14 protein-coding genes are annotated in these 18,304 nt (G+C 71.6%); 9 read left to right on the forward strand and 5 right to left on the reverse strand.

The window, feature by feature from the left end:
* Window positions 1-159: 159 nt before the first annotated feature.
* From pyrH to rlmN, 4 genes are all read left to right on the forward strand, one after another.
* Window positions 160-915, forward strand: a complete 756-nt coding sequence (pyrH, locus tag J2S46_RS26940) for a UMP kinase (protein WP_073925897.1) — start codon at window positions 160-162, stop codon at window positions 913-915.
* Between the two features lie 103 nt (window positions 916-1,018).
* Complete coding sequence (frr, locus tag J2S46_RS26945) at window positions 1,019-1,576, forward strand: ribosome recycling factor (RefSeq protein ID WP_073925896.1); 558 nt, start codon at window positions 1,019-1,021, stop codon at window positions 1,574-1,576.
* A 386-nt stretch (window positions 1,577-1,962) separates the two neighbouring features.
* Entirely contained in the window at window positions 1,963-3,180 is a 1,218-nt protein-coding gene (locus J2S46_RS26950) for a phosphatidate cytidylyltransferase (protein ID WP_370882333.1), read from the forward strand.
* A 179-nt stretch (window positions 3,181-3,359) separates the two neighbouring features.
* The gene (rlmN, locus tag J2S46_RS26955) at window positions 3,360-4,460 is read left to right on the forward strand and encodes a dual-specificity RNA methyltransferase RlmN (RefSeq protein ID WP_191292659.1); all 1,101 of its coding nucleotides are present in this window, start codon (window positions 3,360-3,362) and stop codon (window positions 4,458-4,460) included.
* A 120-nt stretch (window positions 4,461-4,580) separates the two neighbouring features.
* Here rlmN and J2S46_RS26960 read toward each other — a convergent pair whose 3' ends face one another.
* The 4 genes from J2S46_RS26960 to J2S46_RS26975 all read right to left on the reverse strand — a co-directional run bounded on the left by J2S46_RS26960 (window position 4,581) and on the right by J2S46_RS26975 (window position 8,581).
* Window positions 4,581-5,735, reverse strand: coding sequence for a hypothetical protein (locus J2S46_RS26960; RefSeq protein WP_191292660.1), 1,155 nt, complete (start codon window positions 5,733-5,735; stop codon window positions 4,581-4,583).
* A 16-nt stretch (window positions 5,736-5,751) separates the two neighbouring features.
* Window positions 5,752-6,513 carry an ABC transporter ATP-binding protein gene (locus tag J2S46_RS26965; protein WP_191292661.1) on the reverse strand — a complete coding sequence of 254 codons (762 nt, stop codon included), beginning with the start codon at window positions 6,511-6,513 and terminating at the stop codon, window positions 5,752-5,754.
* A 206-nt stretch (window positions 6,514-6,719) separates the two neighbouring features.
* Window positions 6,720-8,111: an aspartate aminotransferase family protein gene (locus J2S46_RS26970; RefSeq protein ID WP_073925894.1), complete on the reverse strand. Its 1,392-nt coding sequence runs from the start codon at window positions 8,109-8,111 to the stop codon at window positions 6,720-6,722.
* Window positions 8,108-8,581 (reverse strand): Lrp/AsnC family transcriptional regulator, encoded by a 474-nt coding sequence (locus J2S46_RS26975; protein ID WP_073925893.1) that lies wholly within the window; start codon window positions 8,579-8,581, stop codon window positions 8,108-8,110. Before J2S46_RS26975 ends, J2S46_RS26970 begins: the two co-directional genes overlap by 4 nt.
* 276 nt (window positions 8,582-8,857) lie before the next feature.
* Here J2S46_RS26975 and J2S46_RS26980 point away from each other — a divergent pair, with 276 nt between their 5' ends.
* The 3 genes from J2S46_RS26980 to J2S46_RS26990 all read left to right on the forward strand — a co-directional run bounded on the left by J2S46_RS26980 (window position 8,858) and on the right by J2S46_RS26990 (window position 13,190).
* On the forward strand, window positions 8,858-10,303 hold the full coding sequence (locus tag J2S46_RS26980) for a gamma-aminobutyraldehyde dehydrogenase (protein WP_190212990.1): 1,446 nt from the start codon (window positions 8,858-8,860) through the stop codon (window positions 10,301-10,303).
* Window positions 10,304-10,543: 240 nt separating this feature from the next.
* Window positions 10,544-11,902 carry an aspartate aminotransferase family protein gene (locus tag J2S46_RS26985; protein ID WP_191292662.1) on the forward strand — a complete coding sequence of 453 codons (1,359 nt, stop codon included), beginning with the start codon at window positions 10,544-10,546 and terminating at the stop codon, window positions 11,900-11,902.
* Window positions 11,903-12,020: 118 nt separating this feature from the next.
* Complete coding sequence (locus J2S46_RS26990; RefSeq protein ID WP_191292663.1) at window positions 12,021-13,190, forward strand: polyamine ABC transporter substrate-binding protein; 1,170 nt, start codon at window positions 12,021-12,023, stop codon at window positions 13,188-13,190.
* Between the two features lie 66 nt (window positions 13,191-13,256).
* On the opposite strand, the gene J2S46_RS26995 is transcribed toward J2S46_RS26990, so the two are convergent.
* Window positions 13,257-14,933 (reverse strand): PucR family transcriptional regulator, encoded by a 1,677-nt coding sequence (locus J2S46_RS26995; RefSeq protein WP_191292664.1) that lies wholly within the window; start codon window positions 14,931-14,933, stop codon window positions 13,257-13,259.
* A gap of 522 nt (window positions 14,934-15,455) precedes the next feature.
* Between J2S46_RS26995 and J2S46_RS27000 the strand changes: the two genes are divergently transcribed.
* Window positions 15,456-16,973, forward strand: coding sequence for a gamma-aminobutyraldehyde dehydrogenase (locus tag J2S46_RS27000; protein WP_191292665.1), 1,518 nt, complete (start codon window positions 15,456-15,458; stop codon window positions 16,971-16,973).
* 77 nt (window positions 16,974-17,050) lie between these two features.
* Window positions 17,051-18,304, forward strand: coding sequence for a polyamine ABC transporter substrate-binding protein (locus tag J2S46_RS27005; protein WP_191292666.1), 1,254 nt, complete (start codon window positions 17,051-17,053; stop codon window positions 18,302-18,304).

Here is an 18,304-nt window from a genome sequence, read left to right on the forward strand (position 1 = left end):
CACCCCCAGGGGGCACGTCGGCACCATGAACGACGAGGAGGCCATTGCCGTGCAGGACACCGTACCGGTTCCCGCGGCAGTGGCCTCCTCGCGTGTACGCGCAGGTCGGGAACCCGCACGCCCGGGCCTGTGAATCAGCAGGTGTAGAAGGAGAAGTCCATGCAGGAGACGCAGGAGACCGCGCAGGAAGTCCGGCGCCGCCGGGTTCTGCTCAAGCTGTCCGGTGAGGCGTTCGCCGGTGGCGGCGGCCTCGGCGTCGACCCGGACGTCGTGCACGCGATCGCCCGTGAGATCGCCACGGTGGTCCGCGCCGGTACCGAGGTCGCGGTGGTGATCGGTGGTGGCAACTTCTTCCGCGGCGCCGAACTCCAGGTCCGCGGCATGGACCGGGCCCGTTCCGACTACATGGGCATGCTCGGCACCGTGATGAACTGCCTCGCCCTCCAGGACTTCCTGATCAAGGAAGGCATCGAGACCCGGGTCCAGACCGCCATCACGATGGGCCAGGTCGCCGAGCCGTACCTGCCGCTGCGCGCCGTCCGGCACCTGGAGAAGGGCCGCGTGGTGATCTTCGGTGCAGGCATGGGCATGCCGTACTTCTCGACCGACACCACGGCGGTCCAGCGCGCGCTGGAGATCCACGCCGAGGTGCTGCTGATGGGCAAGAACGGTGTGGACGGCGTCTACGACGCCGACCCGCGGACCAACCCGGAGGCGGTCAAGTTCGACGCCCTGGAGTACTCCGAGGTCATCGCGCGCGACCTCAAGGTCGCGGACCTCACCGCGATCACGCTGTGCAAGGACAACAACCTGCCGATGCTGGTCTTCGAGCTGCTGGCCGAGGGCAATATCGCTCGCGCGGTGAAGAGTGAGAAGATCGGCACGCTCATCAGCCAGGATTCCGTCCGGGCCTGAGCAGCCTGCACGTCGGCCGCAGCAGCAAGCCGCCGGCCCGGAGCGTGACGGGCCCGGCGGGACATCAGTACGGCATCAAGGCACACCGGACAGGGAGCAGACCGTGATCGAAGAGACCCTCCTCGAAGCTGAGGAGAAGATGGAGAAGGCCGTCGCCGTCGCCAAGGACGACTTCGGCGCCATCCGCACCGGCCGGGCCCACCCGGCGATGTTCGCCAAGATCGTGGCGGACTACTACGGCGCCCTGACGCCGATCAACCAGCTCGCCTCGTTCGCCGTGCCGGAGCCGCGGATGGCGATCATCACGCCGTTCGACAAGACCGCCCTGCGCAACATCGAGACCGCGATCCGCGACTCGGACCTGGGCGTCAACCCGTCGAACGACGGCTCCATCATCCGGGTGTCGTTCCCGCAGCTGACGGAGGAGCGCCGCAAGGAGTACATCAAGGTCGCGCGCGGCAAGGGCGAGGACGCCAAGGTCTCCATCCGTTCCGTGCGCCGCAAGGCCAAGGACACCATCGACAAGCTGGTGAAGGACGGCGAGCACGGCGAGGACGAGGGCCGCCGCGCCGAGAAGGAGCTGGACGACCTCACCGCGCGTTTCGTCGCGCAGGTCGACGAGCTGCTGAAGCACAAGGAAGCCGAGCTGCTCGAAGTCTGATGAACGACGCCCCTGACGCCCCTGGCTACTGGGGCTCATCCGACCAGCAGTACCTGCCGCCGTACCCCGCCGCGCCGTCGTCTGCTGCGGGTGACCAGCACCAAATGGGTCACTCGCAGCAGTCCCCGGTGTACTGGGGCGACGATGCGGCGCAGACTCAGTTCATGCCCCCAGTCCAGGACGGCTCCGGCCAGGAGAACCCCCGGGTGACTCCGCCCGAGCCGTACCGGCCGGCGGGCGTCGCCGACGGTCCCGTCCAGGGGCACGGTCAGCACCAGGAGCAGCAGCAGACGCGCGTGCCGGGCCGCCTCAGCGGCCCGCTGTTCCGCGACGAGCAGCCGGTGTCCGGGCTGCCCTCGGTCGAGGAGACGGTGGTCCTGCCACCGATAACCGGCCTGCTCGACGGCCCGGCGCAGCAGCCGTCCGGGCCGCGGCACTCCGAGCCGCAGCGGGCGGCGCACCGAAGGCCGGAGCCCGCCCAGCCGTCCGACGGCGGGTCGGGCGCGAGCGGCCCGTACGCCGGGCAGCCGCAGCCGCAGCCGCAGCCGCATCTGCAGCAGCAGCCGCCGCACCCCCAGCACCCGCCGCAGGGTGACCCGTCGCCGTACCAGCCGTACCCGCAGCACCCGCAGCACCCGCAGCAGGGTCAGCCCTCGCCGCAGCAGCACCCGGGGCAGGAGCACACCGCACAGCACCACCCGGCGCAGCACCATTCCGCGCAGCACCACCCCGTGCCGTCCTACCCAGGGCAGGAGACACCAGTGGCCCAGCCCGACCCACAGCCTCGCAAGCAGCGCGGCGGCCGTAACCTGCAGGCCGCGATAGGCGTCGGGGTCGGCCTCGGCGCGGTGATCATCGCCTCGCTGTTCGTCGTGAAGGCGCTCTTCCTGTTCGTCGTGATGGCGGCCGTCGTGGTCGGCGTGTGGGAGCTGTCCAGCCGGCTGACCGAGCGCAAGGAGATCAAGGCGCCGCTCGTCCCGCTGGTCGCGGGCAGCGTCGCGATGCTCTCCACGGGCTACTGGGCGGGGGTGGAGTGGGCGGCCGCGTCGCTCGCGCTCACCGGTCTCGCGGTGATGGTGTGGCGGATGGCCGCGCCGCCGGAGAACTACCTCCGCGACGTCACGGCCGGCATCTTCACCGCCTTCTACGTGCCCTTCCTGGCGACCTTCGTCGCGATGATGCTGGCGGCGGACGACGGCCCGCAGCGGATCGTGCTCTTCCTGATCGTCACCGTCTGCAGCGACACCGGCGCCTACGCGGTGGGGTACAAGTTCGGCCGGACCAAGCTCGCGCCGACGATCAGCCCCGGCAAGACCCGCGAGGGCCTGGCCGGCGGCGTCGCGCTGTCGATGCTGGCGGGCGCGCTGCTGATGCAGCTGATCATCGACGACGGCAGCTGGTGGCAGGGCCTGATCCTGGGCGGCTGCGCGGCTGTCACCGCGACCCTCGGGGACCTCGGCGAGTCGATGATCAAGCGTGATCTGGGCATCAAGGACATGGGCACGCTGCTGCCGGGCCACGGCGGCATCATGGACCGGTTGGACTCGCTCCTGCCGACCGCTCCGGTGGTCTGGCTGCTGCTGGCGGCCTTCGTCGGCAGCTGACCGGCGTACACCTCCTGTCATGGGCCTCGGGCGTCGGCCGCCCGGGGCCCGCGGCATGTCCGGTGCCCGGGCCGAGTCGGGCTCGCGACGTGTCCGGAGGGGGCCCCGGAGGCCCGTGCGGGAAGGGCACCGGCTGTCGGCGGAGGGCACTCGCCGCCATCTGCGACACTTGAACAACCATGCCTGCACCCGGAGAACTGACCTTTGTCGCGCCGCGTGGCGCCAAGCCCCCGCGACACCTCGCCGATCTCAGCCCCGCCGAGCGCAAGGAGGCCGTCGCCGAGCTGGGCGAGCAGCCGTTCCGCGCCAAGCAGCTGTCCAACCACTACTTCGGCCGGATGTCCAACGACCCGGGCGAGTGGACGGACATCCCCGCGGCCAGCCGCGAGAAGCTGACCGAGGCGCTGCTGCCCGAGCTGATGTCGGTCGTGCGCCACGTCTCGTGCGACGACGACACCACGCGCAAGACGTTGTGGAAGCTGTTCGACGGCACGCTCGTCGAGTCGGTGCTGATGCGCTACCCGGACCGGGTCACCATGTGCATCAGCTCGCAGGCCGGCTGCGGCATGAACTGCCCGTTCTGCGCGACCGGCCAGGCCGGCCTGACCCGCAACCTGTCGACCGCCGAGATCGTCGAGCAGATCGCCGCCGGCATGCGCGCGCTGAAGGCCGGGGAGATCCCGGGCGGCGAGGCGCGACTGTCCAACGTGGTGTTCATGGGCATGGGCGAGCCGCTCGCCAACTTCAACCGGGTCCTGAAGTCGATCCGCCGCCTCACCGACCCCGCGCCGGACGGCTTCGGGATGTCCCAGCGCGGCATCACGGTCTCGACGGTCGGTCTGGTCCCCGCCATGAACCGGCTGGCGGACGAGGAGCTGAGCGTGCGTCTGGCGCTCTCCCTGCACGCCCCGGACGACGAGCTGCGTGACGAGCTCGTCCCGGTGAACACCCGCTGGAAGGTCGCCGAGGTGCTGGACGCAGCGTGGAACTACGCCGAGAAGTCGGGCCGCCGGATCTCCATCGAGTACGCGCTGATCAAGGACATCAACGACCAGGCGTGGCGCGCCGACCTGCTGGGCCGGCTGATCAAGAAGCACCGGGTGCACGTCAACCTGATCCCGCTGAACCCGACGCCGGGTTCGAAGTGGACGGCCTCCCGCCCGGAGGACGAGCGCGAGTTCGTCCGGGTCCTGCAGTCGCACGGGGTGCCGACCACGGTCCGGGACACCCGCGGCCAGGAGATCGACGGCGCCTGCGGCCAGCTGGCGGCGGCCGGCTGACCCGCTCGACGGCGAAACGCCCGGGCGGACCTTCACGGTCCGCCCGGGCGTTCGTGCGTCGGGACGGTGCTGCCCTGCCCGGTCGGCTCCTTCGAGCCGGCGCCGGGGCCCGCTCGCCGCTCAGGCCAGCACGGCGGCGCCCAGCAGGGCGGTGAGCCCGCCGGTGAGCAGCAGGACCGTCCCCGCGGTGAGGGTGCGTATGGCGACGGCGCCGTACAGCAGCCGGGGCGGGGTGCCGAGCCCGAGCAGGGTCTCGGTGATGTCCCGGCGGGCGGACCGGATCTCGGCGAGCCTGGTGAGCACCGCCGCGACCGCGCAGCCGACCAGCAGGCCGGCCTCGACGGCGGGCAGGATGTCGGCGGTGCCCGGTGCCTGCACCCAGTACCGGACCACGGTCAGCACGACCGCGAGGGTCAGCGCGAGCACCGCGAGCGGCGGGCCCAGCCGGCGGGCCTCGGCGGTCAGGCCGCGTCCGGCGAGCAGCCGCAGCGGGGTCGGCCGGGCGACGACCAGCAGACGTCCGGCCCAGGAGAGCAGGGGCCCGGTGAGCAGGGCCAGGCCGAGTGCGGTGAGGGCCCAGCCGCCGAGCGCGGCGAGGCTGCTGGTGCCGAGCCCGGCCGGCAGCCGGACGGGGCGGCCGTCCTCGGCGGCGCCGGGGCGCAGTCCGTACAGCTCCAGGGCGATGCCGGTGACGGTCAGGCCGGTGGGCAGGGCGAGGCGCAGCGGGTGGAAGCCGTGGGGGCCCGGCCGGGGGCTGCTGCCGGGCAGGGTGTCCGGCACCGGGACGGCGGCCGCGGCGGCCAGGCCGGCGACCAGCGGGACCAGGACGAGCAGGGTGACGGGGGCGGCGGGCGGCAGTTCCACGCCCATGCCGAGTTCGGGGGCCAGTGCGGCGCCGGCGATGTCGTTGCGCAGGATCAGGAAGAGCAGCAGGGTCAGCGCGCTGCCGATGGCGCCGGCCAGGGCGGTCTCGCCGGCGATCAGGGCGCGGATCCTGGCGGGGCCGGCGCCGGCGGCGATCAGGCCGGTGATCCGTTCGGGGCGCTGGCCGGGTACGGCGCGGGCGGCGACGGCTGCGAACCAGGCGACCGCGGCGAGCGGCGGCAGGCACCAGAGCAGCCGGGTGACGGCTCCGCCGCTGCCCAGCGGGTCGCTCATGGCCCGCCCGAGGGCACGCAGCAGGAAGGCCGCGACCATGGCGCCGGCGACGGCGGTGAGCAGCCAGCGGCCGAGGTCCGGTGCCCGGTAGCCCCGGGCGAGGCGGAGATAGAACACGAGGACTCTTTCAGCGCTACCGGGGGGTGGCCGGGACGGCCGACGAGCCGGTGCCGGCGGCGATCGCGACGGGCCCGGTGCCGGGCACGGGCGCGGCGGACGGGGTCAGACGCCCGTCGGCCAGCGCGACGGAGCGGTCCGCGTACCGGGCGAGTTCGGGGTCGTGGGTGGCCAGGACGAGGGTGAGCTGGTGCGAGCGGGCGGCGCTGGACAGTATCCGTAGGACCTGGTCGGCGGCCTCGCGGTGCAGCGGCGCTGTGGGGTCGTCGGCGAAGACGACGGACGGCAGCGGGGCGAGGGCGCGGGCGACCGCGATCCGCTGCCGCTGGCTCTGCACGAGGCGTTCGGGCCGCAGCCGGCGGGTGTCGGCGATGTCGAGCCGCTCCAGCCATTCGTCGGCGGCCGTGTAGGCGGCCTTGTTGCCGGCGCCGGCCAGCAGCAGGGGCAGCGCGACGTTCTCCCGGGCCGTCAGTTCCGGTACCAGGTGCGGCTGCGAGCCGACGAAGCCGAAGCGGTCGCGGCGCAGCCGGGCACGGCCGGTGCGGCCGAGGGTGTGCACGGGGGAGCTGTTGAACCAGACCTCCCCCTCGTCGACCGGCAGGAGGGCGGAGAGGCAGCCGAGCAGGGTGCTCTTGCCGGATCCCCGGGGGCCGGTGACGGCTAGCACCTCGCCGACCTGGACGCCCAGTGAGACGCCGCGCAGCGCGGGAGTGCCGTGGTGGGACTTGACGATCCCTCGGGCCCACAGCACGTCGTTGTCAGGCGGGGCCGCTGACATGAAACTCCTCCGCCGGTCCAGAACGTGATTCATCGCGATATGACAGTCGTCAGATTAGAACGACAAGGACACGAAGAGGTTGCGGCACACGGGTCCGAACGGGTCGAAATGCGGACGAACACGGCGTGTCCGCCCTCAGGGAAACGCCGCAGGGCGGCCCGGCGAGCTGCCGGGCCGCCCTGCGGCGGAGGGTGGGGAAGGAGGTACTAGATCTTGGCCCACGCGTCGGTGAGGCTGACCCGCAGGATCTGCTCGATCTCGTCGAAGGTCGACTGGTCGGAGATCAGCGGCGGGGCCAGCTGGATGACCGGGTCGCCACGGTCGTCGGCACGGCAGTACAGGCCGTTGTCGAAGAGCGCCTTCGAGAGGAAGCCGTAGAGCACGCGCTCGACCTCGTCGTCGTTGAACGACTCCTTGGTGACCTTGTCCTTGACCAGCTCGATGCCGTAGAAGTACCCGTTGCCGCGCACGTCGCCGACGATCGGGAGGTCGCGCAGCTTGTCCAGGGTGCCGAGGAAGTTCGCCTCGTTGTCCAGGACGTGCTGGTTCAGGCCCTCGCGCTCGAAGATGTCGAGGTTGGCCAGCGCCACCGCGGAGGAGACCGGGTGGCCGCCGAAGGTGTAGCCGTGCAGGAAGGTGTTGTCACCCTTGTAGAACGGCTCGGCGAGGCGGTCCGAGATGATCGTGGCGCCGATCGGGGAGTAGCCCGAGGTCATGCCCTTGGCACAGGTGATCATGTCGGGCTGGTAGCCGAACTTGTCGGCGCCGAACATGGTGCCCAGGCGGCCGAAGGCGCAGATGACCTCGTCCGAGACGAGCAGCACGTCGTGGCGGTCGCAGATCTCGCGCAGGCGGGCGAAGTACCCGGGCGGCGGCGGGAAGCAGCCGCCGGCGTTCTGCACCGGCTCGACGAAGACGGCGGCGACGGTGTCGGCACCCTCGTTGAGGATCGCGACCTCGATCTCGTCGGCGCACCAGCGGCCGTAGGCCTCGGGGTCGACCACGCCGTCGCGCTCCAGGAAGGCGGGGGCGCGGTAGATGTTGGTGTTCGGGGCCTTGTGGGTGCCCGGCACCAGCGGCTCGAACGGCGCCTTCAGGCCCGGCAGGCCGGTGATGGACAGGGCGCCCTGCGGGGTCCCGTGGTACGCGACGGCGCGCGAGATGACCTTGTACTTGGTCGGCTTGCCGGTCAGCTTGAAGTACTGCTTGGCCAGCTTCCAGGCGGTCTCGACGGCCTCGCCGCCACCGGTGGAGAAGAAGACCTTGTTGAGGTCGCCCGGGGCGTAGTTGGCCAGGCGCTCGGCGAGTTCCACGGCCTTCGGGTGGGCGTAGCTCCACACCGGGAAGAAGGCCAGCTCCTTGGCCTGCTTGGCGGCGGCCTCGGCCAGCTCCTCGCGGCCGTGGCCGGCCTGGACGACGAACAGGCCGGCGAGCCCGTCCAGGTACTTCTTGCCCTTGTCGTCCCAGACGTAGGTGCCCTCGCCCTTGACGATCGTCGGCACGGGGGAGTTCTCGTACGACGACATGCGGGTGAAGTGCATCCACAGGTGGTCGTAGGCGGTCTTCGAAAGGTCCTTCTGTGCCGGGTCGGCGCTCATCGGGTGCCCCAGGTGTAGGTCTGTTTCCGGAGCTTCAGATAAACGAAGCTCTCGGTGCTCCGCACGCCGGGAAGCGAGCGGATGCGCTTGTTGATCAGTTCGAGCAGGTGCTCGTCGTCCTCGCAGACCAGTTCGGCCAGCAGGTCGAACGAGCCGGCGGTGCAGACCACGTAGTCGACCTCGTCGAGGGCGGCCAGCGCGTCCGCGACGGCTTCGATGTCCCCCTCGACGTTGATCCCGACCATGGCCTGCCGGGTGAAGCCGACAGTGAGGGGGTCGGTGACGGCGACGATCTGCATCACGCCTTGGTCGAGCAGCTTCTGGACGCGCTGGCGCACGGCCGCCTCCGACAGGCCCACGGCCTTGCCGATGGCGGCGTACGGGCGCCGCCCGTCCTCCTGCAGCTGCTCGATGATCGCCTTGGAGGCGGAGTCGAGTGGAACGCTGGCGTTCCGGTCGCGGTTGGCCACGTCGCCACTGTGCCTGATCGGCTGCGCGATCGCAAGCGAGTGAGCTGCTGATTTCGTTGCAGTCCTGGAAAACGCATACGGATTTCATCGCTGTTTTCGTGTGAGCCTGTCGAGAACGACAGTCCAGCGGTTAGCCTGGTGCCTGTACACGCGCCCCTCCGCGGAGCCGGGCGCATCCTTCGAGTGGACCGCGCCGAACCCGACCCGGCCACTCGGCGCCGACGTACCATTGCGCCGGATTCTGCAACGCCGCAGGCCCAGACCGAGGAGAGACCCGTGAGCGACCTTCGTACGCTGCGCAACTACATCAACGGTGAGTTCGTCGATGCGGCGGACGGCCGCACGCTGGAGATCGTCGACCCCACCACGGGCGAGGTCTACGCCACCTCCCCGCTGTCCGGTGCGGCCGACGTGGACGCCGCGATGGCCTCCGCCGCCGCGGCCTTCCCGATCTGGCGCGACGCCACCCCGAGCACCCGGCAGAAGCTGCTGCTGAAGATCGCCGACGCGGTCGAGGAGCGCGCCGACGAGCTGGTGGACGCCGAGTGTCGCAACACCGGCAAGCCCCGCGGGCTGACCAGGTCCGAGGAGATCGGCCCGATGGCCGACCAGATCCGCTTCTTCGCCGGTGCCGCCCGCCTGCTGGAGGGCAAGGCCGCGGGCGAGTACATGGACGGCATGACCTCGATCGTGCGCCGCGAGCCGGTCGGCGTCTGCGCCCAGGTCGCGCCGTGGAACTACCCGATGATGATGGCCGTGTGGAAGTTCGCGCCGGCCATCGCCGCGGGCAACACCGTGGTGCTGAAGCCCTCCGACACCACGCCGGCCTCCACCGTGCTGCTCGCCGAGATCATCGGCGGCATCCTGAAGGACCTGGAGCTCCCCGCCGGGATCTTCAACGTGATCTGCGGCGACCGCGAGTCCGGCCGTCTGATGGTCGAGCACCGCACCCCGGCGATGGCCTCCATCACCGGCTCCGTCCGCGCCGGCATCCAGGTCGCCGAGTCGGCCTCCAAGGACGTCAAGCGCGTCCACCTGGAGCTGGGCGGCAAGGCCCCGGTCGTGGTCTTCGAGGACGCCGACATCCCGGAGGCCGTCGAGGGCATCTCGGTCGCGGGCTTCTTCAACGCCGGCCAGGACTGCACCGCCGCCACCCGCGTGCTGGTGCACGAGTCCATCCACGACGCCTTCGTGGAGGCCCTCGCCAAGGCCGCCGCCGAGACCAAGACCGGCGGCGTCGACGACGAGGACGTGCTCTACGGCCCGCTGAACAACGCCAACCAGCTGAAGCAGGTGTCCGGCTTCATCGAGCGGCTGCCCGCCCACGCCAAGGTCGAGTCCGGCGGCCACCGGGTCGGCGAGGCCGGCTACTTCTACGCCCCGACCGTGGTCTCCGGCCTGAACCAGGACGACGAGATCATCCAGAACGAGGTCTTCGGCCCGGTCATCACCGTGCAGAAGTTCTCCGACGAGGACCAGGCCGTCGACTACGCCAACGGGGTGGAGTTCGCGCTGGCCTCCTCGGTCTGGACGAAGGACCACGCCCGCGCCATGCGGATGTCGCGCCGGCTGGACTTCGGCTGCGTGTGGATCAACACCCACATCCCGCTGGTCGCCGAGATGCCGCACGGCGGCTTCAAGAAGTCCGGTTACGGCAAGGACCTCTCCTCCTACGGCTTCGAGGACTACACCCGCGTCAAGCACGTCATGACCGCGATCTAGCGGGTCGGGACCGTCGGACGCAGAATGACCGCGATCCAGCGGGTCGGGACCGTCGGACGCGGAACGACCGCGATCCGACCCCACCCGGTCTCGCAGGCCTCCCCAGGCCGCCCGAGTTCCACCCGGAGGCCCGGACCGTGCACGGTCCGGGCCTCCGGCCTGTCAGCCTGTCGGCCGACGCGCCGACCGCCTGACAAGATGCACCTGCATGTCAGGCGGCTGTTTCCCTAGGCTTGCGGCATGAGCATCCCCACCGCTGACTCAGCCGCCGGGCAGGCAGTCAAGGCCGCCGACCGCGCGCACGTCTTCCACTCGTGGTCCGCCCAGGCACTGATCGACCCCCTCGCGGTGGCCGGGGCCGAGGGCTCGTACTTCTGGGACTACGAGGGCAACCGCTACCTCGACTTCTCCTCCCAGCTGGTGAACACCAACATCGGGCACCAGCACCCCAAGGTGGTCGCCGCGATCCAGGAGCAGGCCGCCAAGCTCTGCACCATCGCGCCGGGCTTCGCCGTCGAGTCGCGCAGCGAGGCCGCCCGGCTGATCGCCGAGCGCACCCCCGGCGACCTGGACAAGATCTTCTTCACCAACGGCGGCGCCGAGGCCGTGGAGAACGCCATCCGGATGGCCCGGCTGCACACCGGCCGGCAGAAGGTCATGTCGACCTACCGCTCGTACCACGGCGCCACGGCCAACGCGATCGCCCTCACCGGCGACCCGCGCCGCTGGGCCAACGAGACCGGCGTCTCCGGCATCGTGCACTTCTGGGGCCCGTACGCCTACCGCTCCCCGTTCCACTCCGAGAACGAGGCGCAGGAGTGCGAGCGCGCACTGGCGCACCTGGAGGAGACCATCGCCTTCGAGGGCCCGCACACCGTCGCGGCGGTCATCCTGGAGACGGTGGTCGGCACCGCTGGCGTCCTCGTCCCGCCGGCCGGCTACCTGGCGGGCGTCCGCGAGATCTGCGACCGCTACGGGATCGTCTTCATCCTGGACGAGGTGATGGCCGGGTTCGGCCGCACCGGGGAGTGGTTCGCCGCCGACAACTGGGACGTCGTCCCCGACCTGCTGACCTTCGCCAAGGGCGTCAACTCCGGCTACGTGCCGCTGGGCGGCGTGGCGATCAGCCCCGCCATCGCGGCCACCTTCGCGGAGCGGCCGTTCCCCGGCGGGCTCACCTACTCCGGCCACCCGCTCGCCTGCGCCTCCGCCGTGGCGACCATCAACGCGATGGCCGAGGAGGGCATCGTGGAGAACGCCAAGCGGATCGGCGAGGACGTGCTCGGCCCGGGCCTGCGCGAGCTGGCCGAGCGCCACCCCTCGATCGGCGAGGTCCGCGGCCTCGGCGTGTTCTGGGCGCTCGACCTGGTGAAGAACCGCGAGACCCGCGAGCCGCTGGTGCCCTACAACGCGGCCGGCGCCGCCAACGCGCCGATGGCCGAGCTGGCCGCCGCCTGCAAGCAGCGCGGCCTGTGGCCCTTCGTCAACATGAACCGCTTCCACGTGGTCCCGCCGTGCACCGTCACCGAGGAGGAGGCCAAGAGCGGCCTCGCCGTCCTCGACGAGGTGCTGTCGCTGACCGACGCGCACACCGTCTGACCGACCCGCGCACCGACCCACCTCGCACCAGGAACGCCGCAAGCAACCATCAGGACCCATCGGTACGGCCCCGGGCAACGCCCTGCCCGGGGCCGACTCATGTCCGGGAGACCCTCACATGCGCTCCACGCTCACCCGCCGCGCCGTCCTGGGCAGTGCCGGACTGCTCGGCGCCGGCGCCCTGGCCGGCTGCGGAATCCCCGCCGCGTACGTGCCCGAGGCACGACGCGCCGGCGACGACCGCTCCACGCAGGACCAGGCGCTCGCCTTCTCCAACTGGACGCAGTACATCGACGTCGACGAGGACACCGGCGGCCGGCCCACCCTCGACGCGTTCAGCGAGGAGACCGGCATCTCGGTGACGTACACCGAGGACATCAACGACAACGACGAGTTCTTCGGCAAGATGGGCCCGGTGCTCACCCAGGGCAGCGATCCCGGCCGGGACCTGATGGTGGTCAGCGACTGGATGGCCGGGCGCTACGTCTCGCTCGGCTGGGTGCAGGCCCTGGACCGGACGGCGATGCCGAACGTCGCCGAGCACCTCGACCCGCAGCTGGCCCACCCCGGCTTCGACCCCGGGCGGGCGCACAGCGTGCCCTGGCAGTCCGGGATCACCGGCATCGCGTACAACCGCAAGGAACTCGGCCGGGAGATCAGGACCACCGCGGACCTCTGGGCCCCCGACCTCAAGGGCCGGGTCACCCTCTTCGCCGGGCTGGACGAGGCGATCGGCCTGCTGATGCTCGCCGACGGCGCGGACATCGCCGCCTTCGGGGCCGACGACGCGCACCGGGCGATGGACCGGGTGCAGCGGCTCGTCGACAGCCGGCACATCCGCCGTTTCACCGGCAACGACTACACCAGCGATCTGGCCTCCGGCGCGGCTCTCGCCTGCCAGGCCTACTCCGGCGACGCGATCCAGCTGAAGGCCGACAACCCCGACATCGAGTTCGTCGTCCCCGAGGAGGGCGGCGAGCTCTGGGCGGAGAGCCTGCTGGTGCCCAACCGGGCGCGGCACAAGCGCAACGCCGAGCTGCTGGTCGACTACTACTACCGGCCCGAGGTCGCGGCCGAACTCGCCGCCGCCGTCCAGTACATCTGCCCGGTGCCGGCCGCCCGCGAGGTCCTGGCCGACAGCGGGGACGCGGAGCGCGCCGCACTCGCCGAGGAGCCGCTGATCTTCCCCACCGAGGAGATGCGCGCCCGGCTGCGCACCATGCGGGACGTCACCGCGGCGGAGCGGCCCGACCTGCACCGCGTCTGGGGCCGGATCACCGGCGTCTGATCGGACGGCGGCGGCGGACCGGTACCGGGCCTCCGCCGTCGTCGTGGTGACGGGCCGGCGGCCGCTTCAGCGGCGGACGGCGTCCAGCGCCAGCAGCGCCACGTGCAGGGACAGGCAGGACTCCACCTGGTCCAGGTCGACGGCCAGGATCCGCTCGACCTTGTGCAGCCGGTCGTAGAACGACGGCCTGGACAGGTGCGCCGCGTCCGCCGCGGCCGACTTGTTGCGGCCCTGCTCCAGGTAGATCCGCAGCATCTGCACCAACTGGCCGCCGTGCTCGGCGTCGTGGGCCAGCAGCGGGCCCAGCTCCCGTTCGACGTAGGTCTGCAGCCGGGCGTCGTCCCGCAGCAGGTGCAGCAGACCGCGCAGCCGGACGTCCGGCAGGCGGTAGTAGGCGGCGGCGCGCCCGCCCGGCGCGTCGTGCAGGGCGGCGTCGGCGACCTGGGTGGCCTCCAGCAGGGTGCGCCGGGCGTCCCGGACGGAGCCGACCGAGGAGCCGACGGCCACCACCGGCTGGATCGCCTGCGCCGCCTGCCGGCCCTCGCCGCCGCCCGCCTCCCGGCCGCTGTCGGCGGCCAGCTTGCGCAGCGCCGCCGCGAAGGCGTCCAGCGCGGCGTGCTCGTCCTGCTGCGAGCCGAGCGCGATCAGCACCCCGACGCCCTCGTCGTCCAGGGCGCCGACCAGGGCGGGCAGCCGGCAGGTGCGGACCGCGGTGGCCGCCAGTTCGGTGAAGTCCCGCAGCCTCGCCTGCGCCTCCAGCGCGGCCGGGCTCGGCCCGCGCCGCTGCCGCAGCACCACGCCGACCAGCCGCCGGCCCTCCAGCGGCACACCGAGCGCCTGGGCCCGCAGGGCCACCTCGGACACGGTCAGGGCGTGGGTGAGGATGCCCGACAGCAGGGTGCGATGGGTCTGCCGCTCCAGGCTCTCCCGGTCGCGCAGTACCAGGCGGTTGAGCGCCAGGGTGGCGGCGCCGCGCTCCAGCAGCATCGCGTGCGGGTGCGCGGTACCGTCCGGCAGCGGGCCGGGGTCGTCGACCAGGATCAGCCGTCCCCAGTCCTGCCCGCGGGCGCCGACCGCCGTCACCAGCCAGCCGCTGCGCGGGTCGTGACCGGTGCGCCCGGGCGGCCGGACCCCGCGCGAGCGGCGCTCCCAGCCCTCCAGCAGTTCCGTCTCGGGGCGGCCGGCGGTGTCGTGGGCCAGCACCTGGTGGGCGAGGTTCTCCAGCACCACGGGGGCGCCGGCCATCCGGGCCACCTGCCGGACCACCTCGCCGGGCTCGGCGCCCTCCACCGCGAGCTCGTTGAAGACCTGGTGCACCGCCTCGGAGGTGCGCAGCTGCTCCAGCTGGGCGTTGACCACCAGGGCGTGCACGGCCTCGGTGACGGCGACGAAGCGCAGCTCCCGACGGAGCGCGATCAGCGGCAGGCCGCGCTGCTCGGCGGCGTGCACCAGGGCGCGCGGCAGGGTGTCGAAGTAGCGCCGCCCGAACTCGATCACCAGCCCGGCGACCCCGACCTCGTCCAGCTCGCGGACGTACCTGGCCAGGCCGTCGCGGTCCTCGGGCAGCGCGATGCCCGTGGTGAGCACCAGCTCGCCGCCCTGCAGCATGCCGGCGACGTCCGGCAGTTCGCTGACGTGGACCCAGCGGACCGGTCGTTCCAGGTGGGCCGCGCCGGCCACCACCTGGGGCAGGCCGCGCCGCATCACCTCCAGGTCGAGTACGCGGGCGACGGTGGGGAGCACGTCGGTCCTCCGGGGGCTGGGCGGTTCGTGCGACGGGGGTGGGCCGTGCCGGTCGGGCACGCGCCGGTGCGGGCCGGGCGTGCACTGTGTCAGGTAAATCATCCATCCCCGCGACGACCTGTTGCCCAAATCGAACCTTTGCACCCTGTAAGGCCCTTTGCGCGGAGGCTGCCGGAGTGGTCCTTGTCACCCCGCCCCGGCAGCAGGCATCGTCAGCGAGTCGGCAGTGGCGACCCGCTGTTGCATCAGCCGGACATCGGCACGGAATCCGTCGCGTAACCAGAAAGCAACGGCGGAATCCCTTGTAGCGGCAACACAGCGATGTCAGGATCACGCACCTCGGTGATCAATCGGGCCGCCCGCGACGACAGCGGGGGCTCCCGTACCGCCAGGCGGCGACTCGACCAGCCGCTCCGCCACCGGCTACGGGCCCGCGCAGAGCGGCGCGGGCAGCATGACGTGCAGCAATCACGCTGCTCGTCAGGGCGGCAGCCGAAGAACCGGGCACATGGAGGAACCACGATGGACCTGACCGACTTCAGCGCGGGCGCGCAGTACATCGCCGGCAGGCAGACCCAGGGCACCGGGAACCAGCCTTTCCAGGTCGTCAACCCGGCCGACGGCAGCGTCGTCCAGCAGGTCACCCTGGCCTCCACCGGGGACGTCGACGCCGCCGTGGCCGCCGCCCGGGCCGCCCTGCCCGGGTGGGCCGGCGCCACCCCCGGCGCCCGCTCCGAGGCGCTGCTGAAGCTCGCCGCCGTGCTCGCCGACGCGGCCGACGACCTGGCCCGGGTCGAGACCGCGCAGACCGGCAAGCCGATCAAGCTCTCCACCGAGTTCGACGTCCCGGGGACGGTCGACAACACCGCCTTCTTCGCCGGCGCCGCCCGCAACCTGGAGGGCAAGGCGGCCGGTGAGTACTCCGGCGACCACACCTCCTACGTCCGCCGCGAGGCGATCGGCGTGATCGGGTCGATCTCGCCGTGGAACTACCCCCTGCAGATGGCCGCCTGGAAGATCCTCCCGGCCATCGCGGCCGGCAACACCATCGTGCTCAAGCCTGCCGAGCTGACCCCGCTCACCTCGCTGATGTTCGCCCGCGCCTGCACCGAGGCCGGTATCCCGGACGGCGTCGTCAACGTCGTCACCGGCGCCGGACCGGGCGCCGGTGAGCACCTGGTCGCGCACCCCGGTGTCGCCATGGTCTCCTTCACCGGCTCCACCCCGGTCGGCAAGCGGGTCGCCGAGCTGGCCAGCGCCACCGCCAAGCGCACCCACCTGGAGCTGGGCGGCAAGGCGCCCTTCGTGGTCTTCGACGACGCCGACCTGGAGGCCGCCGTCCACGGCGCGGTCGCCGGATCGTTGATCAACAGCGGCCAGGACTGCACCGCCGCCACCCGCGCCTACGTCCAGCGCCCGCTCTACGACGCCTTCGTGGCCGGCGTCGCCGAACTCTTCGAATCCGTCCGCCTCGGCGACCCGCTCAACCCGCGGACCGACCTCGGCCCGCTGGTCTCCTTCACCCACCGCGACCGGGTGGCCGGCTTCGTCGAGCGCGCCCGCGGCTACGGCGCCGTCGTCGCGGCCGGCGGCCACGCCCCCGCCAAGGGCCACGACGGCACCGACCTCGCCCGCGGCGCCTACTACCGGCCGACGCTGATCACCGGCGTCGCCCAGGACAGCGAGGTCGTCCAGGGCGAGATCTTCGGCCCGGTCCTGGTCGTCCTGCCCTTCGACAGCGACGAGGAGGGCCTGCGCCTCGCCAACGACACCCCCTACGGCCTGGCCGCCTCCGCCTGGACCCGCGACATCCACCGCTCCCTGCGCGCCACCCGCGAGATCGCGGCCGGCTGTGTCTGGGTCAACGACCACATCCCGATCATCAGCGAGATGCCGCACGGCGGCTACAAGTCCTCCGGCTACGGCAAGGACATGTCGCAGTACTCGCTGGACGAGTACACGCAGGTCAAGCACGTCATGTACGACACCACCGCGGTGGTCCGCAAGGACTGGCACCGCACCGTCTTCGGAGACAGATAACCCCTCGTGGACGGCCCGCCACCCCCACGGTCACCGGCGGGCCGTCCCCCTCACTTCCCCCGGGAGGGCGTTCCAGCATGGAGCTCAACGAGATCACCGACGGCCTGCCAGAGCCCGTCCGCAAGGCCTGGGAACGCAGCCTGGCGGGCGGCCGTGCCGCGCTGACCCGGCGCACGATGCTGCGCGCGGCGGCTCTGACCGCCGGGGCGGGCACCCTCGCGGCCTGCGGCATCCCGCCGGCCCGCACCACCGGCACCGGTGACTCCCTCGCGAACGCCGCCGAGGACCGCTCGGAGAGCGACAAGGAGGTCAACTTCTCCAACTGGCCGCTCTACGTCGACACCGACGAGAACGACACCGAGAAGCACGGCACCGTCGAGGCCTTCACCGAGGCCACCGGGATCAAGGTCAAGTACACCGAGGACGTCAACGACAACGTCGAGTTCTTCGGCAAGGTCAAGCCCCAGCTCGCCGCCGGCCAGGACACCGGCCGCGACGTCATGGTGCTCACCGACTGGATGGTCGCCCGGCTGATCCGGCTCGGCTGGGTGCAGAAGCTCAACCAGTCCAACATCACCACGGCCATCACCAACATCGAGTCCCGCTTCCGCGCCCCCGACTGGGACCCGGGCCGCCTGTACAGCTACCCCTGGGCCGGCATCCAGGTCGTCATCGCGTACAACTCCAAGGCCACCAAGGGCAAGCCGGTCACCAGCGTCAGCCAGCTGCTCGACGACCCCGAGCTCAAGGGCCGGGTGACCTTCCTGTCGGAGATGCGCGACACCATCGGGATGACCCTGCTGGACATGGACAAGGACCCGGCGAAGTTCACCGCCGACGACTACGCGGCCGCCGTCGCCCGCCTGCAGAAGGGCGTCGACTCCAAGCAGATCCGCAAGTTCACCGGCAACGACTACGGCCAGGAGCTCTCCTCCGGCGACATCGCGGCCTGCCTCGCCTGGGGCGGCGACCTCATCCAGCTGAAGGCGGACAACCCCGACATCGAGTTCGTGATCCCGGACAAGGGCTACGTCTCCTCCACCGACAACATGGTGATCCCGGCCCGGGCGCAGCACAAGGCCAACGCCGAGCGCCTGATCGACTTCTACTACCGGCCCGAGATCGCGGCCCGGCTCACCGCTGGCATCGGGTTCGTCTCCGCCGTCACCGGCATGAAGGAGGCGCTCGCCGCCCTCGACCCGGACACCGCGGCCAACCCCCTGGTCGTCCCCACCCCCGAGATGGCCGCCAAGGTCCATGTCTTCCGCTCCCTGAACGAGGCCGAGGAGAGCGACTTCGAGGAGAAGTTCTCCAAACTGATCGGCGCCTGA

The sequence above is a fragment of the Kitasatospora herbaricolor genome (assembly GCF_030813695.1).
Classification (GTDB): domain Bacteria; phylum Actinomycetota; class Actinomycetes; order Streptomycetales; family Streptomycetaceae; genus Kitasatospora; species Kitasatospora herbaricolor.

Excerpts from the sequence above, each read along its gene's own strand:
- J2S46_RS27000 (WP_191292665.1), top strand. The coding sequence starts at position 15,456 with ATGGACCTGACCGACTTCAGCGCGGGCGCGCAGTACATCGCCGGCAGG.
- J2S46_RS26970 (WP_073925894.1), bottom strand. The coding sequence starts at position 8,111 with ATGAGCGCCGACCCGGCACAGAAGGACCTTTCGAAGACCGCCTACGAC.
- J2S46_RS26990 (WP_191292663.1), top strand. The coding sequence starts at position 12,021 with ATGCGCTCCACGCTCACCCGCCGCGCCGTCCTGGGCAGTGCCGGACTG.
- J2S46_RS26985 (WP_191292662.1), top strand. The coding sequence starts at position 10,544 with ATGAGCATCCCCACCGCTGACTCAGCCGCCGGGCAGGCAGTCAAGGCC.
- J2S46_RS27005 (WP_191292666.1), top strand. The coding sequence starts at position 17,051 with ATGGAGCTCAACGAGATCACCGACGGCCTGCCAGAGCCCGTCCGCAAG.
- rlmN (WP_191292659.1), top strand. The coding sequence starts at position 3,360 with ATGCCTGCACCCGGAGAACTGACCTTTGTCGCGCCGCGTGGCGCCAAG.
- J2S46_RS26965 (WP_191292661.1), bottom strand. The coding sequence starts at position 6,513 with ATGTCAGCGGCCCCGCCTGACAACGACGTGCTGTGGGCCCGAGGGATC.
- pyrH (WP_073925897.1), top strand. The coding sequence starts at position 160 with ATGCAGGAGACGCAGGAGACCGCGCAGGAAGTCCGGCGCCGCCGGGTT.